This window comes from Salinicola sp. V024 (assembly GCF_052645315.1).
This window is the reverse complement of record NZ_JBQXYB010000004.1, coordinates 41,162-60,970: the sequence shown is the minus strand read 5'-3', so window position 1 is coordinate 60,970 and position 19,809 is coordinate 41,162. Positions and strand designations below refer to the sequence as shown.

Below are 19,809 nucleotides of genomic sequence, written 5' to 3'. Positions count from 1 at the left end.
GGCGCGTTCGCCGATCATTTAACGGCGCCGAAAGTCAGGCCTCTGACCATCTGGCGTTGCGTGAACCAACCGAGCACGATGATCGGCGCGATGGCCAGTACCGAAGCAGCGGACATCTTGGCCCAATAGAGTCCTTCGGCACTCTTGAACGAGGCGATGTAGACCGCCAGAGTCGCCGCGTCGTGATCCGTCATGGTGATGCTCCAGAACGACTCGTTCCACGCCAGGATCAGCGCCAGCAGCCCGGTCGAGGCCAGCCCCGGCAGCGCCAACGGCAGCACCACCTTGAACAGCGTCTGCATGATGCTGGCACCGTCGATGTCGGCCGCCTCGACGATATCCTTGGGGATGTCGCGGAAGTAGGAATAGACCATCCACACGATGATCGGCAGGTTCATGGCCGTGAACAGAAGCGTCAGCCCCAACGCGTTGTCCAGAAGCCCGACCGCGCTGTAGACCAGATAGATCGGAATCAGCACGCCGACCGCCGGAATGAACTTGGTCGACACCATCCATACCAGCAGGAAGTCGGTGCGCTTGTTGGGATAGAACGCCATGGCGTAGGCCGCCGGCACCGCCAGTGCCAGCCCGATGACGGTCGAGGCGACGGCGGTCAGCACCGAATTCCAGGCGTAGTGCCAATAGCCGCTGCCCTGCGCCAACGCCGTCTTGAAACTCTCGAGCGTCGGCGAAAAGAAGAAGCTCGGCACGACCGTGAAGGCTTCCTGCTCGGACTTGAACGCCGTCAACAGCAGCCACAGGATCGGGAAGAAGATCAGCAGCGCCACGATCCACGCGAGCACGCCCATGACACCGTTGCTGAAACGAGATGAGTTCATCGTGCGGCTCCCGCGTTGAGGTTCCCGGCAATGAAGCGAATCAGCATGATGGCGAAGATGTTCGCCAGGATTACCGCCCCGATGGCGGCTGCCGAAGCGATGCCGATATCGTTCTGCTGGAATACGGTCTGAAAGATGTAGTACGGCAGGTTGGTGGTTGCCGTACCGGGGCCGCCACCGGTGGTGGTGTAGATCTCGGCAAACGAGGTCAGGAAGAAGATGCTCTCCAGCATCACCACGACATACAGCACCTGCCCCAGGTGCGGAATCACGATGTGCTGGAATTCCTGCCAGGCGCTGGCACCATCGAGCTTGGCCGCCTCGATCTGGTCTTCCGGCAGTGACTGCAGTCCGGTCAGCAATACCAGCAGCGCGAACGGCGTCCACTCCCAGGTAATCATGATGATCACCGACAGCATTGGATAGTGGGCGAGCCAGTCGACCGGCTCCAGCCCCAGTTGCCGTGCCAACCAGGCGAACAGACCGAAGACCGGGTGGAACAGCATGTTCTTCCAGATCAGACCGGTCACTACCGGCATGACGAAAAAGGGCGCCACCGCCAGCGTGCGAGCCACGCCACGGCCGACGAAGGTGCGATTGAACAGCAGTGCCAGTGCCAAGCCCAAACACACCGTGATGACCAGACTGGCCGCAACGATGATCAGGGTATTGGCCAGCGACTTCCAGAAAGTGGCGTCGCCCAGCAGGATCGCGAAATTGTTCAAACCGGCAAAGCCGTTGTACATCGGCATGAGCAGGTTGTACTGCTGAAACGAGTAATAGATGGTCATGGCCAGCGGCACGAGCATCCATATCAGCAGGAAGATGACCGCCGGCGCCATCAGCAGCCGCGTGGTACGAGCGAACGAACGAGCGCCGGTAGCTTCAGCGCTCGGGGCAGTTCGAGAAATGGCTTTCATGCGGGATTCCCGTGGCTTCGGATTGCATGACACAACCCTTGGTCAGACTAGGCAGGTCAGACTAGACGGCTCCGACTAGTTAGCTCCGACTGGACAGCTCCAGCTTACGCAGCGACACCGCCGATCGAATCGATCGGCGGTGTCCCATGCCTTGCTTACTGCGGTTTGCCGGTCTGCTGCATGATGCGGTCGGTGAAGGTCTGCCCCTGCTGGAGCGCCTCGTCGACACTGCTCTCACCCGATAGCATTGCTGCCATCAACTGGCCGACACGAGTACCGATTGCCTGGAACTGCGGAATGGTGACGAACTGCACGCCGGTGTAGGGCACTTCCTGCGCGCTGGGATCGGTCGGGCTGGCGCTCTTGATCGCCGTCTCGACCAGCGGCGCAAACGGCGCTGCCTTGACGTAGTCGTCACTGTCATAGGTGGACTGTCGCGTGCCCGGAGGTACCGCCAGCCAACCCTTGTCGTCCGCCACGGCCTGGATGTAATCCTTGGAGGTCGCCCAGTCGACGAAGGTCTTCGCGGCTTCCTGATGCTTGGACGACTGCGGCACTGCCAGCGCCCAGGTGAACAGCCAGTTGGAACCCTTCTCGGTCTTCTCGTGAGGCGCCTGAGCGAAGCCCACCTTGTCGGCGATCTTGGAGGTTTCCGGATCGCTGACGTAACTGGCCGCCACAGTAGAATCCACCCACATGCCGCACTGACCGTTGGCGAACAGGGTCTCGGACTCGGTGAAACCGTTGGAGGTCACTCCCGGCGGGCCATAATCGTTGAGCAGTTCGACGTAGGCGTTGGCCGCGTTCTTCCACTCGTCGCTGGTCAGCTGCGGTTTCCAGTCCATGTCGAACCAGCGTCCGCCGAAGCTGTTGACCATGGTGCCGAACAGCGCCATGTTCTGACCCCAGCCCGGCAGCCCGCGAAGGCAGATACCGTAGACGCCATCCGATTTCGACTGGATCTTGGAAGCGAATTCCTTCATCTGGGTCCAGGTCGGCTTGTCCGGCATTTCGATGCCGGCCTTCTCGAACAGATCCTTGCGGTAATAGGTCACCGAGGACTCGGCATAGAACGGCAGCGCATAGAGCTTGCCGTCCACCGACAGACCATCCTTGACCGGCTTGAGAAGATCGTCGGCGTCATAGCTTTCGGGCAGATTCTCCATTGGCGACAGCCAATCGTTCTGTGCCCAGATCGGCGTCTCGTAGTTGCTTACGGTGACCACGTCATACTGACCGGCGCCGCTGGCAATGTCGGTGGTCACTTTCTGACGCAGTTCGTTTTCCGGCAGCGTCACCCAGTTCACATTGATATCCGGGTGGGCATCGTTGAACGCCGACATCATGCTCTGCATCGTCACCATGTCGGGGTTGTTCACGGTGGCCACGGTGATGTCCGTGCTCTGCGCCATGGCAGCGGAACAGACCCCAAGGCCTGCGATCCCGATGCCTGAAACAAACAAGGCAAGTCTCATCTGGAATTCCTCTCGTAGTGCTTGTTATTGCTAGGGCTTTGACGGCTGTCACGCCGAGTGCCGAACGATCCCCGGGCACGGTCCGACCTTGAGATTCCAGGCTGGCGTTGTTCAGAGACGAGGACCGACCGTGTGCATTGCAAGAACGGATACTTGAACGCTCATGACATCAAAGATAGATCATAACGTTAACACCCGAGGAATCAAGCTGACGATGATTAAAATAAGCAAGCAAATTCAAAAAGATAAACTCTATTAGACCAATGTTTAATGCCTAGGATAGACCTAAGTATTAGAGAAAAAGGTAGATGACAGAGACACTATCGATGATAGAAAATGATGCGAAATGATACGTGATGTCCAAACGCTCGAGATGCTGGGCATCCGTATCCGGCTTGCCGCATTCGGACACAGAAGATCATGCGGGTCATCAGGGAGATGAGGCGATGCCTCGAACCACGCTCGAAGATATCGCCCGACTGGCCGGTGTCAGCAAGATCACGGTATCGCGGGCGTTCTCCTCGCCGGACAAAGTCCATGCCGAAACCCGCACCCAGATACTGCGCATCGCTCGCGAGCTCAATTACGTGCCGCCATCAGGAACTCGTGATACCGCCGTTACCCGCACCCTGGGCGTCGTCAATCCCAACATGGGCAACCCGTTTTTTGCCCGCCTGACCCGCGAAATCACGCTGGCGGCCAGAGCTCGCGGTTATACCGTGCTGGTATTCGACTCCTACGAATCGGAGACGCTGGAGGCGGAAGCGATCGGCAAACTGATCGAGTTCTCCGTCGACGCCGTCATCCTGTCGGTGATCTCGTCGGATATCGATTACCACCCGACCTATCTGGATCGCCTCGCCTCGGCGGGCATCCCGGTGGTACTGGTGGATCGCGAGCTCAAGGCGGTCCATTACGGCGGGGTCTATATCGACAATCTCGACTGCGGCTATCAAGCCGGACGCTATTGCCTCGAGCGGGGAATCACGCAGTTGCTGGCGGTCTCCGGGCCGGCCGACTCGATGGTCTCGATCGGCCGCATGTCCGGCATTCGGGAGGCCATCGGGGGCCGTGGGATAACGCTCGACGTGGTGTACAGCGACTTCTCCTTCGAACCCGCCTATGACGCGCTACGCGAGTATCTGCGCGATCACCCCTGGCCGCAGGGAATCATCGGTGCCAACAACCAGATCACCATGGCGGTGTTGAAGCTGTGTCACGAGCGCGGGGTCGTTCCACAGCGCGATGTCCAGCTGTTCAGCATCGACGACATCGAGCACAGCGACGTGTTCGGCCTGCAGATTCCCTGCATCCATCACAATTTGCCGGAGATCGCGCAGCAGGCGTTGCAGCTGGCGTTGGCGGCCATCCAGTCACCGGATCAGCGAGGTTTTCGCACCGTGGTTCGAGGCCAACTGCTGACGCAGTGATCCATGATTCAGTGACCCGATCCTCCGCCGACGCGGCCATGGTCTAGCCACACGCCGTCATCCGGGCGTCGAAGTCTCCCCGGACTGCACGGAGACCGGCGACGCCGGAAGCCACACGTCGGCGGCCAACCCGCCGATGGCGGCGCGCTCCAGACGCAGCGTGCCGCCGTAAAGCATCATCAGATCCTCGACGATCGCCAGCCCCAGCCCCGAACCGCCGGGCCCGGAACCCGCACTGGAACCCGCACTGGAGCCCGCGTCGCGCACATCCAGACGCACGCCTCGCGCCAGCGCGGCCTCGCTCTGGGCTTGAGTCATCCCCGGGCCGTCATCCTCGATTCGCAGACGCACACCTTGTGACACCCGAGAGACCTTGAACAGCACTCGGCCCTCTGCCCAACGCAGCGCGTTCTCAAGCAGATTGCCGGTGAGCTCCTGAAGGTCCTGGGGATCGATCCGCGCGGTCGCCCCGGAATCGATATCGGCATCGAAGCGTATGCCCCGTCGCGACGCCAGCTTGGCCAGCCCTTGCACCACCGGGGCGATGGCGTCATGGATCGACACCCGCCCGGAAAAAGCCACGCCACCCGCTGCCGAGGCCCGGGCCAGATGGTGGCGAACGGCATCGTCGATCCGCGTCAGTTCGGTATTGATGGGCCGGCGCTGCGTCTCCGGGAAGCGTTCGGAAAGCGTCTTGAGCACGCTCACCGGCGTCTTCAGCGCGTGGGCCAGATTGCCCGCCGCCGCGCGCCCGCGCTCGATCAACCGCCGGTCACGCTCGAGCACGCCGTTCATCGCCAGCGCCAGCTCCTTGAGCTCCACCGGCAACTGAGTATCCAGGCGCTCGATCTCGCCCTCCTCCACCGCTCGCAGATTGGCCGACATCCGGCGTAACGGCGCCAGCCCCCAGCGCATCTGCAGCGCCAATCCGGCCAGCAGCAACACGCCGAAAGTGGCAAGCGACAGTATCAACAGACGTTCGAAGCGTCCGACTTCGTGATTCAGCTCCACGGTCGAACCCGCCAGTGCGACATGGACCGTCTCGCGGTGCCCCGGCAGGCGCAGATCGCGCTCGATCATGCGCAGGTCGTCGTCGCGGGGACCCTCGACTTCGTAGACATGGATTCCATCGTCATCCTGTGGCACCGGCAGTCGCTGATCCCACAGCGAACGCGACGTCAGGGTGAGATCGTCGCCGTCGGTCACTTGCCAGTACCAGCCGGAATAGACCCGATCGAAGCGGGCGTCACCCAACGAGCGGTTGAGCTGCAGGCGCTGGCCGATGTTGTCGACCTGCATGCCGGCCAGCAATGCATTGAGCAGGGATTCGAGGCGGCTATCGAAAGAGGCGGTGGCGGATTGGCGGAAGTTGTAGCTCAGCCCGGCACCGGCCAGCGGTAGCAGCACGATGACCAGCACCAGCGAGGCGACCAGTAGCCTAGCGCCCAATGGCGCCAGGCGCAGCCACTCGCCAAGCCGGGCCACCCAGCGTGGCCGCCAGCGTTTCCAGCCGTCTTCTCTCGAGCGATCGCCTTTCAAGTCTCGGCCTCTCGATTTTCGATCTTTCAAGCCTCGGCCTCGAGATCGACCAGGCGATAACCCTGGCCACGAAGCGTTTCGATGCGGGCGCGGCCGAACTTGCGCCGCAGACGACTGATCTGGACGTCGATGACGTTGGAATCGGGTTCATGATCACGGTTGTAGACATGCTCGACGAGTTCGGCGCGGCTGACGATCCGCGGCGAAGCATGCATCAGATACGAGAGCAACCGCGACTCCTGGGCGGTCAGAGTGATCGGGCGACCTGCCAGTGAAACACTGCCCGAATGCGTATCCAGGGTCAGCTCGCCCACCCGAATCACCGGATGAGCGTGGCCGTGGCTGCGCCGGACCAAGGCCCGCAGCCGAAACAGCACCTCGGCGGTCTCGAACGGCTTGACCACATAATCGTCTGCACCGGCGGAAAAGCCGGCCGCCTTGTCGGACCAGCGTTCACGTGCCGTCAGAACCAATACCGGCAGATCGATATCATCCTCGCGCCACTGCGAGAGCCATCGTGTGCCGTCGCCGTCGGGCAGCCCCAGATCGAGAATGACCGCGTCATAGCGTTCGGTACGCACCAGATAATCGGCCTGCTGCCCGGTGGTGGTCGACTCGATCAACAGACCGGCTTCCGCCAGCGCGCTCGCCAGCGCCTCGGCGAGCGCGGCATCGTCTTCGACCAGCAATACCTTCATTACCGACTCCCTGACTCAAGACACGTTATCGCCCTCGACGCTCGACAAGCGCTCGGCAGGCGACAACCTAGGGCGATTTCTTCATCGCCTCGATATTGACGCCTTCGACGCTCAACAGCTCGCCGCTGGTGGCATCGAACTCGAATTCGACCACCTGCCCCTGGGGCCCGATCATTTCTACCTCGTATTCGATCAGGCCGTCGTCCTGTTCCAGCTCGACCTCGAGGATCTGGCCATCATAGCGAGCTTCCAGCCAATCCATGACCTCGTCGATGCCCACCAGATGGCCTTCCTTGACCTCCTGGTGCAGATCTCTCCAGTTGTCGCCGTCGGCGCTGACAGGCACCAGAGTGCCGCTCACCAGCAGCGGCAGGATCGACAGCAGCACGAGCGCGTTTCGAAGTTTCATTTCCATAGTGTGCCGCAATCGCCATTAACCCGAGATGAATCCGCCAGATCAAGACATCTCGCCGATGGCGTCCGCTCAACGAGAGCGATGAACCCAGGATGAACGCCGCCTTCAGTTCGGGGCAAGGTCCACCCGAGTATAACGGTAGACATCGGCAGAGCCTGCGCGCTGCCGCAGTGGACGTTTTCACGATACCCGGTATCAGGAGACTAGTGATGAAAAATCCATGGATGCTCTCCGCCGTGGCACTTGGCAGCGGGATCAGCGCCGGTGCCATGGCAGACGACAAAGCCCTCTCCTACAGCCAGCTGGACACACTGCTCAACGGTGCCGAACGCTACGGCTTCAGTCGCTATGAAAAGCTCGACGTCGATCATGACGACAACCGTCTCGAGATCGAAGGCTGGCGGGAAGACGGCTGGGAGCTCGATGTTTCGATGACGCTCGACAATGCCGCCCCGACGCGTGAAAGCCAGCGCAAGTCGAACACGCCGGACTGGAGTCTGAGCGGAGAAGAACTACGAGAGGCGCTGGATCGCGCTCGTGATCAAGGCATGCAACATTTGGAGGAGCTCGAGGTCGATAGTGATGGGCACATCGAGATCGAAGGCTACACTGGCAATCAAACTGAGTTCGATCTCGAACTGCATCGCGACGATCTAAAGTTCGTAGATATCAACACCGGGGGGTGAAACCGGATGACCGATAACCGCCAGAATGACAACGCCGCCTGGCGCGCCGCCCAGCAATGGCGCGAGCGCGTCCATCAAACTCGTCCGCGTCAAGGGGCCGGCGGTTTGCGCCTGCTGGCGACCTGGCTACTGTTCGGCGTCATGCTGATCATCGGCACCCTGCTTGGCCTGTTCTTCCTTGTCATCGGCTGGGCGATGCTGCCGTTTCTCCGCCACCGGATGAAAAAGCGGGCCGAGCAGGTTCGCGCTTCCCGAGCGCAATATGCCGGCGGCAGCGCGGATCCGGATATCGGCGTTCACGCAAGTGATGCCAATGCCGCCAAGCGTTCCCAGAACGTCCTCGATGGCGAATACGAAGTGCGCTCGAAGGAGTCCTGATCGCACCGAATTGGCACACGCCATGCGATCTTAGCCGCTGCCCTCGGCCGACTTTTTTTGATGCTCTTTACGTTAATGGGTATCCCAAAAACGCTTTGGATCGGTTTCAAGCTTTCTTGACGAACTCCGATTTGAGCTTCATCGGTCCGATACCGTCGACCTTGCAATCGATGTTGTGGTCACCATCCACCAGTCGAATGTTCTTGACCTTGGTGCCGACCTTCACCACCAGGGACGAGCCTTTGATCTTAAGATCCTTGATCACGGTGATGCTGTCACCATCGGCGAGCGGCGTGCCGTGCGCATCGGTTACGACGCTGTCCTGGCCATCCTCGGCGCCGGCATCCGCATCGGGCCATTCATGGGCACACTCGGGGCAGATAAACAGTTGGCTATCGACGTAGGTATATTCGGACCCGCACTGCGGGCAAGGAGGTAACTGGCTCATGCATAGACTTCCGGCGTTCAGGAAAGCCGCGGAGTCTACGCTGCCCGTTTTGGGCTGCCCAGTTTAATTACGCTTGGTTTTCCAGCGTGACCCGCGGGCTGGAGATGATGCTGACAAACTTTTTCACGCCTGAAGTCTTGTATCCTGAATCATACGACGATATATAGCCCGAAGCGTCACTGAGATGCGATATCACGGGAGGGCTAGGCAATGAGCCGTGAAGAATATATCGAAGAGCAGGATTTCTCCGAAGCCGTCAATGATGAGCAGTTCGAGCGTCCCCGCAGCAGCAAGGCGGATTCCTTACGCGCCCGACGTCAGGTCGAGGCACTGCTCGAGGAACGTCGCCTCAAGCGTGCCATCGAAGACGACTGGTACAACGATTTCGGCGACGAAGAAGAGTAGGCCTCACTACGCGTTCCACAGGCAGACTTCACTACCCTGGATTCACCACGGGCGCTCAGGCGCCCGTTCGCATTGTCGGCATGACTGGTTTACCCTTCCAGAACTACGCTGAGCCCTGTTGACGGGCGTTTCAGCAATGACTGCCTGTTTCTATTCACCGCGACATATAACCGGATTTCCATGGCGCAATACGTTTACACCATGAACCGGGTGGGCAAGGTCGTCCCCCCGAAGCGCGAGATCCTCAAGGATATCTCGCTATCCTTCTTCCCTGGCGCCAAGATCGGCGTGCTCGGCCTCAACGGCTCGGGAAAGTCGACGCTGCTGCGCATCATGGCCGGCCTCGACACCGAGCATAACGGCGAAGCGCGGCCGATGCCGGGCATCAATATCGGCTATCTGCCGCAGGAGCCGGAGCTCGACGACAGCAAGAGCGTTCGCGAAACGGTCGAGGAAGCGCTGGGCGAGATCAAGCAGGCCCAGGAGCAGCTGGAAGCCGTCTACGTCGCCTACGCCGAGCCGGACGCCGACTTCGACGCGCTGGCCGCACAGCAGGCGCGTCTGGAGAACATCATCGAAGCGGCCGATGCGCACAACATCGAGCGCAAGCTGGAAGTGGCCGCGGAGGCGCTGCGGCTGCCTCCCTGGGATGCCAGCGTGGGCCATCTTTCCGGCGGCGAGCGGCGTCGCGTGGCGCTATGCCGGCTGCTGCTCTCGAGCCCGGACATGCTGCTGCTCGACGAACCGACCAACCATCTGGACGCCGAATCCGTCGCCTGGCTGGAACGCTTCCTGCACGACTATCCGGGTACGGTCGTGGCGATCACCCACGACCGCTACTTCCTCGACAATGTCGCCGGTTGGATCCTGGAGCTCGACCGCGGCCAGGGCATTCCGTTCGAAGGCAACTACTCCCAGTGGCTCGAGTCCAAGGAGAAGCGCCTCGAGCAGGAGTCCAAACAGGAAGCCGGACGCCAGCGCGCGATCAAGCAGGAGCTGGAGTGGGTTCGTCAGAATGCCAAGGGGCGTCAGGCCAAGAGCAAGGCGCGTCTCAACCGCTTCGAAGAGCTCCAGTCGGGCGACTATCAGAAACGCAACGAAACCAACGAGATCTACATTCCGCCCGGGCCCCGTCTAGGCGACAAGGTCATCGAGTTTCACGATGTCAGCAAGCGTTTCGACGAGAAGATGCTGTTCGACAATCTCAGCTTCCAGGTGCCGACTGGCGCGATCGTGGGCATCGTCGGTGGCAACGGCGCCGGCAAGTCGACGCTGTTCAAGCTGATCGACGGCAAGGAACAGCCGGATGGGGGCGAAGTGGTGCTCGGCGACACGGTCAGCGTTGCCTACGTCGAACAGTTGCGCGATCACTTCGACAATACCCAGACCGTGTGGGAAGCCGTTTCCGACGGCCAGGATATTCTCAACATCAACGGCTATGAAGTCTCCTCGCGCGCCTACGTGGGCCGGTTCAACTTCAAGGGCACCGACCAGCAGAAACGTCTGAGCGATCTCTCGGGCGGTGAGCGTGGCCGCCTGCAGCTGGCCCAGACGCTCAAGCAGGCCGCCAACGTGCTGCTGCTCGACGAACCCTCCAACGATCTCGATATCGAGACGCTGCGCGCGCTGGAAGAAGCGTTGCTGGCCTTCCCTGGCTGCGCCTTGGTGATCTCGCACGATCGCTGGTTTCTCGATCGTATCGCGACGCACATCCTGGCCTACGAGGGCGATTCCAACGTGGTCTTCTTCGAAGGCAACTACGCCGAGTACGAAGCGGACTACCACAAGCGTGTCGGCAACGACACGCCGAAGCGAATGAAGTACAAGCGCATCGACGCCTGACTCTCGGATGGCTTTTCGTCCCCGTTGAACGCAAATACCCCGCCAATCAGGCGGGGTATTTGTGAGTACCGAAGCATAAGTACCGAATCGTAAGTACCGAATCGTAAGTACCGAATCATTCGTTGCCGGTTTGTTCGCTGTCGACCTCGCTGCTGCTGGCTGCGAACGCTGCCGACTTCATCGTTACCGACTCTTAAGTGTCAACGGCCTCGGCCGCGGATCAGTGACACGACGAACAGGATCAAGAAGATCACGAACAGAACCTTGGCGATCGTCGCAGCGGCACCGGCGATACCACCGAAACCCAGAACCCCGGCAATGATGGCGACGATAAGGAAAATGACGGCGTAGCTAAGCATGGCAACTCTTCCTGTGCTGACCCGTTGGATCTACCGATCCGGCCTATGCGGTTCGGCAAACCATCCTCTCGTTCCGTGAGGACAGTCTAAGCCTTGCCGTTTCCGACCCTTTCGTCAAGTCTCTCGCGTAACTCCCTGCTCAATAGAAGGAACGCTCGCCCGGGGGGCGCGTCTTGAAGCGTCGATGCAGCCACAGATACTGCTCCGGATGACGCCGGATCGCCTGCTCGATGAACGCGTTCACCTGTGCCGCGTCGGCCACTTCATCGCCACTGGGAAAGTTCTCCAGCGGCGGCAGATATTCCAGCGTATAGGTGCGATTGTCCGGGTTGCGGTGAAACATCAGCGGCATCACCGGCGCGCCCGTCATCTTGGCAATCTTGGCGGTCAACTTGATCGACGCTGCTGGCACACCGAAGAACGGCGCGAACACGCTCGCTTCGCGACCGAAATCCTGGTCCGGCGAGTACCACACGGCATGGCCGGACTTGATCCGACGAACCACACCCCGCAGATCGTGGCGATCGATCGCCGCACCGAAGATGCCGCGCCGAGCGCGGGTCATGAAGTCTTCGAACACGGGGTTGTCGTGCGGCCGATAGACGACATCGGCGGGAAAGAACAGCGAATGCAGCGCGCCACCCAGGTCCAGAGTCGAAAAATGAATGCCGATGATCAACGCGCCCTTGCCCTGCGCCATGGCCCGGTCCATGTGCTCGGTGCCGCGAAAGGCGACGCGATGACGTAGATGCTCGGGGTCGCGGCACCAGCCGGTGGCCGTCTCGAGAATGCCGATACCATTGGCGACGAAGGTTTTCTTGACCAGTGCCGCCCGCTGCCGATCGTCCAACTCGGGAAAACAGAGCGCTAGGTTGGTGTCGGTAATGTGGCGACGGCGCTTGGCCAGTTTCCAGCTCAGCAGACCGATCGTTCGTCCCAGCGCCAGCTTGGCGCGCCAGGGCAGAAGCGCGCCCAGACGCATCAAGGCGATGCCTAACCAGGCCCCCCAGTAGCGAGGATGAGCATGATTGGCAGGATAGACTTTCTTGGCCATGGATCTTCCGATTCCGTGTGAACGCCGGACAGTGTAGCGAAATGGCGCGAGTGGCTGCTACGCGTCGCCGGAATAGCGCCGGGGTACTCGCGGCAGAACGCCCGTCAGCAGGGTATATCCGATGGTATCGCTATGGATTGCCACCTCGTCGACGCTGAGCCCCTGTCCCCATAGCACGACTTCGCTGCCGACATCCGCCTCGGGCAGATGGCTGATATCGACCGTCAGCATATCCATCGACACCCGCCCCACCAACGGGCAGCGCTGGCCGTCGACCAGGATCGGCGTTCCGTCGCGGGCATGACGGTCATAGCCGTCGCCGTAGCCGGCGGCAACCACGCCGATCCGAGACGGCCTGGAAGTCCGCCAGCGAGCGCCGTAGCCGACCGGCTCGCCGCCCGCTAGAGACCGCACCGCAATCAACCGTGACCGCAGCGTCATCACCGGTTCCAGCGCAATGCCGGCCGGTAGTGCACTTTCGAGCGGATTGCTGCCGTAGAGCATGATGCCGGGCCGATTCCATTGCGCGTGGGTCTGCGGCTTGACCAGCGTCGCCGGCGAGTTGGCGACACAGCGCGGCGCCTGCAAACGCTCACCGATCGAATCGATGATCCGCTGCTGCTCTTCGAATTGGGAGGTATCGCAACGGTCGGCGCTGGAAAAATGACTGATCAGATGCAGATCGCGAACCCGAGGCGATGCCCGCAGTCGCGCCCAGCGCTCGACGAAAGTTTCGGGATCGTAGCCGAGCCGATGCATTCCCGAATCCAGTTTGAGCCAGACTGTCAGCGGATCAACTGCCGGATGCTTCAACACGGCCTGAAGCTGCCAGTCGCTGTGGACGACTTGCCATAGCCCCAGCGCCTCGACGCGGGGCAGCTCGCCAGCCTCGAAGACGCCTTCCAGCAGCACAATCGGACGCTCGACGCCCGCTTCCCGCAGCGCTTCGGCTTCTTCCAGCGAGGCCACCGCGAATGCCGGCGCGAGGGCTTCCAGCGCCTTGGCGCACGCCACCGCCCCATGCCCGTAGGCATTGGCCTTGATCACTGCCATGCAGCGGCTAAGAGGCGCCAGATCGCGGGCAACGGCGTAATTGTGGCGCAGGGCATTCAAATCGATATCGGCGATGAGCGGCCGGGCCATGACACTTCCTTAAAAGCAACCAGACAACAGGCAACCCCAGCGGATGCCTGCCGCCATTCTACCCTGCCGGACAGCGCTGCGTGCTCGTGAGTACCCTGGAAAGTACGCGCCTCGCGCCCCAATGAAGACGCCGCTGAGTGAGCAGCGGCGTCGGGGCCATCCAAGTCAGCGTCGTGTCACGACTGCGGCGGCTTGGGTCGCTGGCCGATGTTCTCGGCACCCATGTCGTTATCGGCGTCGTCCATATTCAACGACACCGGGTTGCTGTCGAGCAGCCAACGGTTGGTGCCGCGAATCACGTCGAGGTTGAGCACGCCGGCCTGCTGGCGAAGCTGCAGCAGGTCGGTGACGTAGGTATAGCGGGCATCGGCATAGTCGGACATCGATTCATAGAGCGACTGCTCGGCATCGAGCACGTCGACGATATTCCGCGTACCCACCTCGTAGCCGGCACGAGTTGCTTCGACCGCACTGCGGCTGGAGACGATCGCCTCACGCTGCGCCTCGACCGACTCGACGTCGTTACCCACCCGGGTAAACAGCGAGCGAACCTGCTGAGTCGTGTAGCGACGCTGATCCTCGAAATCATATTGCGTCGCTTCCAGCGTGTAGGTGTTCTCGCGCACCGACGCGCTGGTGGAACCGCCGGAATAGATCGGCAGATTGGCCTGTACGCCGACCTGCAGGTCTTCGCCATGGCCGCGGGTGTAGTCATTGTCGCTATCCGAATAGGAGTAATCCGCGAAAGCATCCAATGTCGGCAAATGGCCGGCCTGAGCAATATCCACACCCGATTTTGCCAGATCGACGGCCGCCTGCGCGTACTGGATCGACGGGCTACTGGCCATCGCCATATCGACCCATTCGCCACGCCGGGCCGGAGTCGGCGGCTGGATCGGCAGATCGTCGTCCAGCCGTTCGATGCTGTCGTACTGCCGTCCCGTCAGCCGCTCGAGCGTCTCGAAGCTGACCTGCAGATCGTTCTTGGCGGCGATACGCTGGGCACGCGCCGAATCGAAGGCGGCCTGCGCTTCGTTGACATCGGTAATCGCTACCAGGCCGACATTGAACTGCTCGTTGGCCTGTTCGCGCTGACGCCCGATCGCCTTCTCCTGCGCCTGACGCGCTTCCAGCACTTCCTTGGCGCGTAGCGTCTCGAAGTAGGCTTCGGAGACATCATAAAGCAGTTGTTGCTGATCGATCTCCAGCTGCAGGGCCTGCTGGCCTACCTGCTTCTTGCTCTGCTGGTACTGATACCAGTTGCTCGCGTCGAACAGTGCCTGAGTGACGTTGACGCCCGCGCTGGTGCCGTTATAGCTGTCATCGGAGCGCGTGCCGCTGATAGACCCACTGCCACTGCCGCCGCCACTGAACGTCGAGCTTTGTTCATCGAACACCTTCTCGTGGTACACGCTTCCCGTTGCGCTGATCTGCGGCAGCAACGCGCCACGCGCCACGTCCTGGCCGGCTTCGGTGCTCTTGAACGTCGAGCGCGACGAGTTCAGCGTTGCCGAATGCGTCAGGGCATCCTGGGTGATGGTCAGTAGATCGGCTGCCTGGACCGCAGGGGCGAACGCCGCGACGACCAACAGCGATATGGCGTGTCGCAATGGAGAACGCGACGGCAACGAGATGAGAGGCGACATCGGGACATTTCCTATCGTTGAGCTCTGGCGATGATACCAAACCGACCGCGCGAGTCCTGCCGGCATGCGCAGGCAATCGAGATTGCCGGGCATCGCCCAGAGACCCAATCATGGCTGTTTTTCTGGCGGACTCGAGACGCCGATGGTCATCGACGTCATCCGGATCACACAACAAACGACCGAGGCGTCGGCAAACTCGCTGACGCCTCGGCTCGAGGTTTACATACAATGCCGCATGTATGCGATCGGATCAATAGCGGGGCCGGCCTTCACCTGCATTTGCGCATTTGTTGCTGCCCGATCACCTACTACTCGAAGATCGAATCCATCGACAGGCCCTGCTTTTCCAGCATTCGGCGCAGCTTCTTGAGCGCCTCGACCTGGATCTGACGAACCCGCTCCCGGGTCAATCCGATCTCCTCACCCACTTCCTCGAGCGTGGCGGCCTCATGTCCGCGCAGACCGAAACGGCGCAGCACAACTTCGCGCTGCTTGTCACTGAGTTCCACCAGCCATTCGTCGACGTGCTGCTTGACGTCGTCATCGACCAGGTTGGACTCCGGGCCGTCCTCGTTTTCGTCGGCGATGGTGTCGATCAGCGGCTTGTCGCTCTCGGCCCCCATCGGATAATCGACCGAGGAGACGCGCTCGTTGAGCCCGAGCATCCGCTTGACGGTGCCCACCGGCTTGTCGAGAAATTCGGCGATCTCTTCAGCGGTTGCCTCGTGATCCAGCTTCTGGGTCAACTCACGCGCCGCGCGCAAATAGACGTTGAGCTCCTTGACCACATGAATCGGCAGACGGATCGTTCGCGTCTGATTCATCAATGCCCGCTCGATGGTCTGACGAATCCACCAGGTGGCGTAGGTCGAGAAGCGAAAGCCGCGCTCCGGATCGAATTTCTCGACGGCACGGATCAATCCCAGATTGCCCTCTTCGATCAGATCGAGCAGCGACAGTCCACGGTTGAGATAACGTCGGGCGATCTTGACCACCAGCCGCAGATTGGATTCGATCATGCGTTGACGGCCTGCCGGGTCTCCTTTCTGAGCGAGCCGGCCGTAATGTACTTCCTCTTCGGGTGTCAGCAGCGGCGAAAAACCGATCTCGTTAAGATAGATCTGCGTCGCGTCGAGGCTGTGGTGGTAGGAATTTTCTTCACGGTTCAACGCCTTCTCGAAAGCGCTTTCATCATCCTTGCGACCCGTGTCGTCGTTATCGACTTCTGTGGCATCGACACCTTCGAGCTCAACATCCTGAATTTCCCGTTCAAGCATGCTCATGTCCACTACCCCCAATCTTGGCTACCTGAGTACCTCGCCATGGCAATCCTGCCGTATGGCGACCGCGTATTCCTTGCAGTTTTAAACCTTCCCTAGTTATTGATATCGGCCCATCTATTGGCTGAGCCTATTACTGACTGGCCCTATTACTGGCTGGCCCTATTACTGGCTGGTCCTGGCTGACTCCGTTATTGACCGGCCCTGTCTCGGTCCGGCATCTCGGCCCGCCTCGAGCCACCGAACTCATGCCTCGCATGATCTTGGCTTCGAACCTCATCCGTCTCGAATGGCACAGCCCTTGAATGACACCGCCCTTGAATGACATCGCCCTCGAACCGCACTCGACGCCATCCCGATAGGAGACTACGCCAAGCAGGGAATCGGATGCGTGCCATTCAGTGTGCGTTCAGCAGGCGACTCGCCAGGAATCGCCAGCGATCCATGGCGCCGATGTCGTGATCAGCGCGCAGGCAGGTATTTGAGTGGGTCCTGAGGTTGTCCGTTCACGCGAACCTCGAAATGTAGCTCGACCTGGTCAGCATCCGTCTGGCCCATGGTGGCTATCGTCTCTCCGGTCTCGACGACATCGTTTTCCTTGACCTTCAACGAGTCGTTGTGCGCGTAGGCGCTCAAGAAGCGATCATTGTGCTTGAGGATGATGAGGTTGCCATATCCCCGCACACCGTCGCCGGCATACACCACAATCCCTGGCCCAGCCGCTTTGACAGGTTGCCCCTTTTGCCCGGCAATATCAATGCCGGGGGTTATGTTCGAATCTCCATCGAACTTACCCACCACCTGTCCACTCGTCGGCCACTGCCACGGCACGTTCTCGACCGGTTTGTAGGTTCTGTCAGAACGGTCCGGTGCCCCGCTGGGCTCGCCTGCCACCTCCGTGCCTGCGTCGTTGCCGGCAGCCGTTTTCGTGCTTCCCCGATTGATGGAAGCAGAAGAAGATGACGAACCGGTGTCAGCCGGGGCCGCGGCAGAAGATTGCTGTGATCGACCACTCTGAGAAGCGCCGGCATTGCCGCCCGCGCTCGCCGCCGACGAACCTTGCGGGGAGGCGTTTTGGGACCCATTTTGAGCGACGGTCCGAGATTGGCCTTGGGAATCTCCTTGGCCACCGCTGTTGGAACCGGTCGGCGCCGAAGACGATGCGACATTCGTTGCCTGACCGCTACTCGACGTCCCGCCCGAGCTCGGCGTCTCGCTATCCGAAGGCAACAGCCAGGAGGGATTGTCGCCCTCCGCCGCTGCGGATTGCGTCGAACCCGAGGCATCGAGCCCGGTTGCGGTCACGCCGCCGCTGCTGGCCACCGTCTGCGCATTGCTGACACTGGCACCTGATTTCAGCTTCAACTGTTGTCCCGGTTCCAGACGATAAGGGGGCGAAATGCCGTTGAACTGGGCCAGATCGCGGAAATCCACCCGATTCTGCCAGGCGATGCCGTAAATGGTGTCTCCGCCTTTGACCGTATAGGTCGAATTCGTCTCGCTGTTGCGGCTAACGGAAAGATCCTGCACCTGGGGCCGGCCACTCGATGTCGTGCAGGCATTGAGCCCGATGACGACGACGGGGAGGAGCCCCAGTAACAGTGCAGTACGACGCTTACTCATAGAAAAATTCCTTTTTCGTCACGAAAAGCCGAGAGTGCCCACGAAAAAATCGAGAGTGATTGGCGAGACGCCTCATGTCGCGGCCTCCTTGCGCTCTCCCAGACACATTACCACCACGACGCCGAAGACGATCAACGCCGTCGCCACGATCCACTGAGAGGGTTGCCCGGTGATCGCGGCGTATTCCGACGGCGCCAGATACTGGTAGGCCAAGGCTATCTGCTGGCCATCGCCGGCCATCCGGTAACTGGCGATCTGGCGCCAAGGCCATAGTTGAGGCAGCGAACCCAGAATGAAACCGACGATCGCCATCAGGGTGATCGCGTGATAACGCCGCAATAGCCACGACAGGAGCCGGGAAAAGGTGAAGAGGCCCAGTAGACAGCCCGCACCGAAGATCGCGATCAGTCCGAGATCGAAGCTCTTGATACCGTTCATCACGGTGCCGTAGAGCCCCATGACCAGCAGCAGGAAGCTGCCCGATACCCCCGGCAGCAGCATCGCACTGATCGCGATGGCCCCGGCCACGAACAAGGTCGCACTACCTGCCTGGCTCATGTCGGGCAACAGATGCGGCAGGAATGCCGCCACCAGCAGCCCCAGCAGCACCGGTAGCAGATAGCGCCAGCGCCAGTGGCCCACCTGACGCACCACCACCCAGGCCGAGGCCAACACCAGTCCGAAGAAGAACGCGTTGAGCAAGAGCTCATGATGCGCCATCAACCAGGTCACCAGATGCGCGACCGTCACCAGACTGATGACGATTCCCAGCACCAGTGGAATCAGAAAACGCAGATTGAGATGATTGACCAGCCCGGCGAAGCCCTGCTGACGCCAGACCCCGAAAGCGCCCGGCCCGAAACGTTTGATGGTCTCGATCAGCTCCTCGTAGATACCCACGATCAAGGCGATGGTGCCACCCGAGACCCCTGGCACGGCATCCGCCGCGCCCATGCCCATGCCTTTCAATACGGTCGACGCAATGCGCTTCAACGGATGACTCCCTCAAGCAATGGTACGAAACGCACCTCTTCGAGACGCTGATGATCGAATACCGGCCCGCGCCGGCGAACTCGGGTCAGCCACTGGCGGCCCTCGCTATCCGCCAGCGGCGCGATCAGTACGCCGCCGTCGCGCAGCTGAGACAGCAGCGGCGGTGGCGGCTCACTGGCGCAGGCCGTCAACAAGATGACATCGAACGGCGCTGCCTGGGGCCAGCCCATGGCGCCATCGGCATGGCGCAGGTTGACGTTGTGCGCGCCGAGTCGAACGAGACGTTGGCGGGCCCGGGACTGCAACGCCGCAATGCGTTCGACGCTCCAGACGCTCTTGACCAGACGCGACAGAATCAGCGTCTGGTAGCCAGATCCGGTGCCGATCTCCAGCACCCGCTGCGGCTCGGCCAGCGCCACCAGCTCGCTCATTCGGGCCACGATCCAGGGTTGAGACAGCGTCTGACCCAGTCCCAGCGGCAACGAAGTGTCTTCGTAGGCACGGTGCGCCAGCGCCTCGTCCAGAAACAGATGCCGCGGCTCCGCTGCCAGCACCTCCAGCACCCGGGCATGACGAATCCCCCCAGCCGCCAGACGTTCGACCATGCGATTGCGCGTTCGTTGCGACGTCATGCCG

20 protein-coding genes are annotated in these 19,809 nt (G+C 61.0%); 5 read left to right on the top strand and 15 right to left on the bottom strand.

The window, feature by feature from the left end:
- Nucleotides 1–14: 14 nt before the first annotated feature.
- From ACUN9V_RS08010 to ACUN9V_RS08000, 3 genes are all read right to left on the bottom strand, one after another.
- A complete protein-coding gene (locus ACUN9V_RS08010) occupies nucleotides 15–839 on the bottom strand; it encodes a carbohydrate ABC transporter permease (protein WP_075563330.1) in 825 nt (274 codons plus the stop codon).
- Nucleotides 836–1,759, bottom strand: a complete 924-nt coding sequence (locus ACUN9V_RS08005) for a carbohydrate ABC transporter permease (protein ID WP_083627909.1) — start codon at nucleotides 1,757–1,759, stop codon at nucleotides 836–838. The genes ACUN9V_RS08010 and ACUN9V_RS08005 overlap by 4 nt, the downstream gene beginning before the upstream one ends.
- Before the next feature lie 155 nt (nucleotides 1,760–1,914).
- Nucleotides 1,915–3,234: an ABC transporter substrate-binding protein gene (locus ACUN9V_RS08000; RefSeq protein ID WP_075563331.1), complete on the bottom strand. Its 1,320-nt coding sequence runs from the start codon at nucleotides 3,232–3,234 to the stop codon at nucleotides 1,915–1,917.
- A gap of 446 nt (nucleotides 3,235–3,680) precedes the next feature.
- On the opposite strand from ACUN9V_RS08000, the gene ACUN9V_RS07995 reads away from it, so the two are divergent.
- Nucleotides 3,681–4,664, top strand: coding sequence for a LacI family DNA-binding transcriptional regulator (locus ACUN9V_RS07995; RefSeq protein ID WP_445511014.1), 984 nt, complete (start codon nucleotides 3,681–3,683; stop codon nucleotides 4,662–4,664).
- A 57-nt stretch (nucleotides 4,665–4,721) separates the two neighbouring features.
- On the opposite strand, the gene ACUN9V_RS07990 is transcribed toward ACUN9V_RS07995, so the two are convergent.
- The 3 genes from ACUN9V_RS07990 to ACUN9V_RS07980 form a co-directional block, all read right to left on the bottom strand.
- Nucleotides 4,722–6,203, bottom strand: a complete 1,482-nt coding sequence (locus ACUN9V_RS07990) for a sensor histidine kinase (RefSeq protein ID WP_445511013.1) — start codon at nucleotides 6,201–6,203, stop codon at nucleotides 4,722–4,724.
- Between the two features lie 26 nt (nucleotides 6,204–6,229).
- Entirely contained in the window at nucleotides 6,230–6,901 is a 672-nt protein-coding gene (locus ACUN9V_RS07985) for a response regulator (protein ID WP_439284022.1), read from the bottom strand.
- A 67-nt stretch (nucleotides 6,902–6,968) separates the two neighbouring features.
- The gene (locus tag ACUN9V_RS07980) at nucleotides 6,969–7,310 is read right to left on the bottom strand and encodes a PepSY domain-containing protein (RefSeq protein ID WP_075563333.1); all 342 of its coding nucleotides are present in this window, start codon (nucleotides 7,308–7,310) and stop codon (nucleotides 6,969–6,971) included.
- Nucleotides 7,311–7,525: 215 nt separating this feature from the next.
- On the opposite strand from ACUN9V_RS07980, the gene ACUN9V_RS07975 reads away from it, so the two are divergent.
- The gene (locus tag ACUN9V_RS07975; protein WP_445511012.1) at nucleotides 7,526–8,002 is read left to right on the top strand and encodes a hypothetical protein; all 477 of its coding nucleotides are present in this window, start codon (nucleotides 7,526–7,528) and stop codon (nucleotides 8,000–8,002) included.
- A gap of 6 nt (nucleotides 8,003–8,008) precedes the next feature.
- Entirely contained in the window at nucleotides 8,009–8,380 is a 372-nt protein-coding gene (locus tag ACUN9V_RS07970; RefSeq protein ID WP_445511011.1) for a hypothetical protein, read from the top strand.
- Between the two features lie 106 nt (nucleotides 8,381–8,486).
- Here ACUN9V_RS07970 and ACUN9V_RS07965 read toward each other — a convergent pair whose 3' ends face one another.
- Nucleotides 8,487–8,828, bottom strand: a complete 342-nt coding sequence (locus ACUN9V_RS07965) for a zinc ribbon domain-containing protein YjdM (RefSeq protein WP_445511010.1) — start codon at nucleotides 8,826–8,828, stop codon at nucleotides 8,487–8,489.
- 210 nt (nucleotides 8,829–9,038) lie between these two features.
- On the opposite strand from ACUN9V_RS07965, the gene ACUN9V_RS07960 reads away from it, so the two are divergent.
- Nucleotides 9,039–9,233, top strand: a complete 195-nt coding sequence (locus tag ACUN9V_RS07960) for a PA3496 family putative envelope integrity protein (RefSeq protein ID WP_075563337.1) — start codon at nucleotides 9,039–9,041, stop codon at nucleotides 9,231–9,233.
- 180 nt (nucleotides 9,234–9,413) lie between these two features.
- Nucleotides 9,414–11,075 (top strand): energy-dependent translational throttle protein EttA, encoded by a 1,662-nt coding sequence (gene ettA, locus ACUN9V_RS07955; protein WP_439304385.1) that lies wholly within the window; start codon nucleotides 9,414–9,416, stop codon nucleotides 11,073–11,075.
- A gap of 200 nt (nucleotides 11,076–11,275) precedes the next feature.
- Here ettA and ACUN9V_RS07950 read toward each other — a convergent pair whose 3' ends face one another.
- From ACUN9V_RS07950 to ACUN9V_RS07915, 8 genes are all read right to left on the bottom strand, one after another.
- Nucleotides 11,276–11,434 (bottom strand): DUF1328 domain-containing protein, encoded by a 159-nt coding sequence (locus ACUN9V_RS07950; protein ID WP_071231586.1) that lies wholly within the window; start codon nucleotides 11,432–11,434, stop codon nucleotides 11,276–11,278.
- Nucleotides 11,435–11,573: 139 nt separating this feature from the next.
- On the bottom strand, nucleotides 11,574–12,488 hold the full coding sequence (lpxL, locus tag ACUN9V_RS07945) for an LpxL/LpxP family Kdo(2)-lipid IV(A) lauroyl/palmitoleoyl acyltransferase (RefSeq protein WP_439284013.1): 915 nt from the start codon (nucleotides 12,486–12,488) through the stop codon (nucleotides 11,574–11,576).
- A 57-nt stretch (nucleotides 12,489–12,545) separates the two neighbouring features.
- Complete coding sequence (alr, locus tag ACUN9V_RS07940) at nucleotides 12,546–13,631, bottom strand: alanine racemase (protein WP_445511009.1); 1,086 nt, start codon at nucleotides 13,629–13,631, stop codon at nucleotides 12,546–12,548.
- Between the two features lie 176 nt (nucleotides 13,632–13,807).
- A complete protein-coding gene (locus tag ACUN9V_RS07935) occupies nucleotides 13,808–15,277 on the bottom strand; it encodes a TolC family outer membrane protein (RefSeq protein ID WP_445511008.1) in 1,470 nt (489 codons plus the stop codon).
- Between the two features lie 308 nt (nucleotides 15,278–15,585).
- Nucleotides 15,586–16,560 carry an RNA polymerase sigma factor RpoS gene (rpoS, locus tag ACUN9V_RS07930; RefSeq protein ID WP_075563342.1) on the bottom strand — a complete coding sequence of 325 codons (975 nt, stop codon included), beginning with the start codon at nucleotides 16,558–16,560 and terminating at the stop codon, nucleotides 15,586–15,588.
- 459 nt (nucleotides 16,561–17,019) lie between these two features.
- Nucleotides 17,020–18,180: a peptidoglycan DD-metalloendopeptidase family protein gene (locus tag ACUN9V_RS07925; protein ID WP_445511007.1), complete on the bottom strand. Its 1,161-nt coding sequence runs from the start codon at nucleotides 18,178–18,180 to the stop codon at nucleotides 17,020–17,022.
- Nucleotides 18,181–18,252: 72 nt separating this feature from the next.
- A complete protein-coding gene (locus ACUN9V_RS07920; protein WP_075563344.1) occupies nucleotides 18,253–19,173 on the bottom strand; it encodes a DUF368 domain-containing protein in 921 nt (306 codons plus the stop codon).
- Entirely contained in the window at nucleotides 19,170–19,805 is a 636-nt protein-coding gene (locus ACUN9V_RS07915; RefSeq protein ID WP_445511006.1) for a protein-L-isoaspartate(D-aspartate) O-methyltransferase, read from the bottom strand. Before ACUN9V_RS07915 ends, ACUN9V_RS07920 begins: the two co-directional genes overlap by 4 nt.
- Nucleotides 19,806–19,809: the final 4 nt, after the last annotated feature.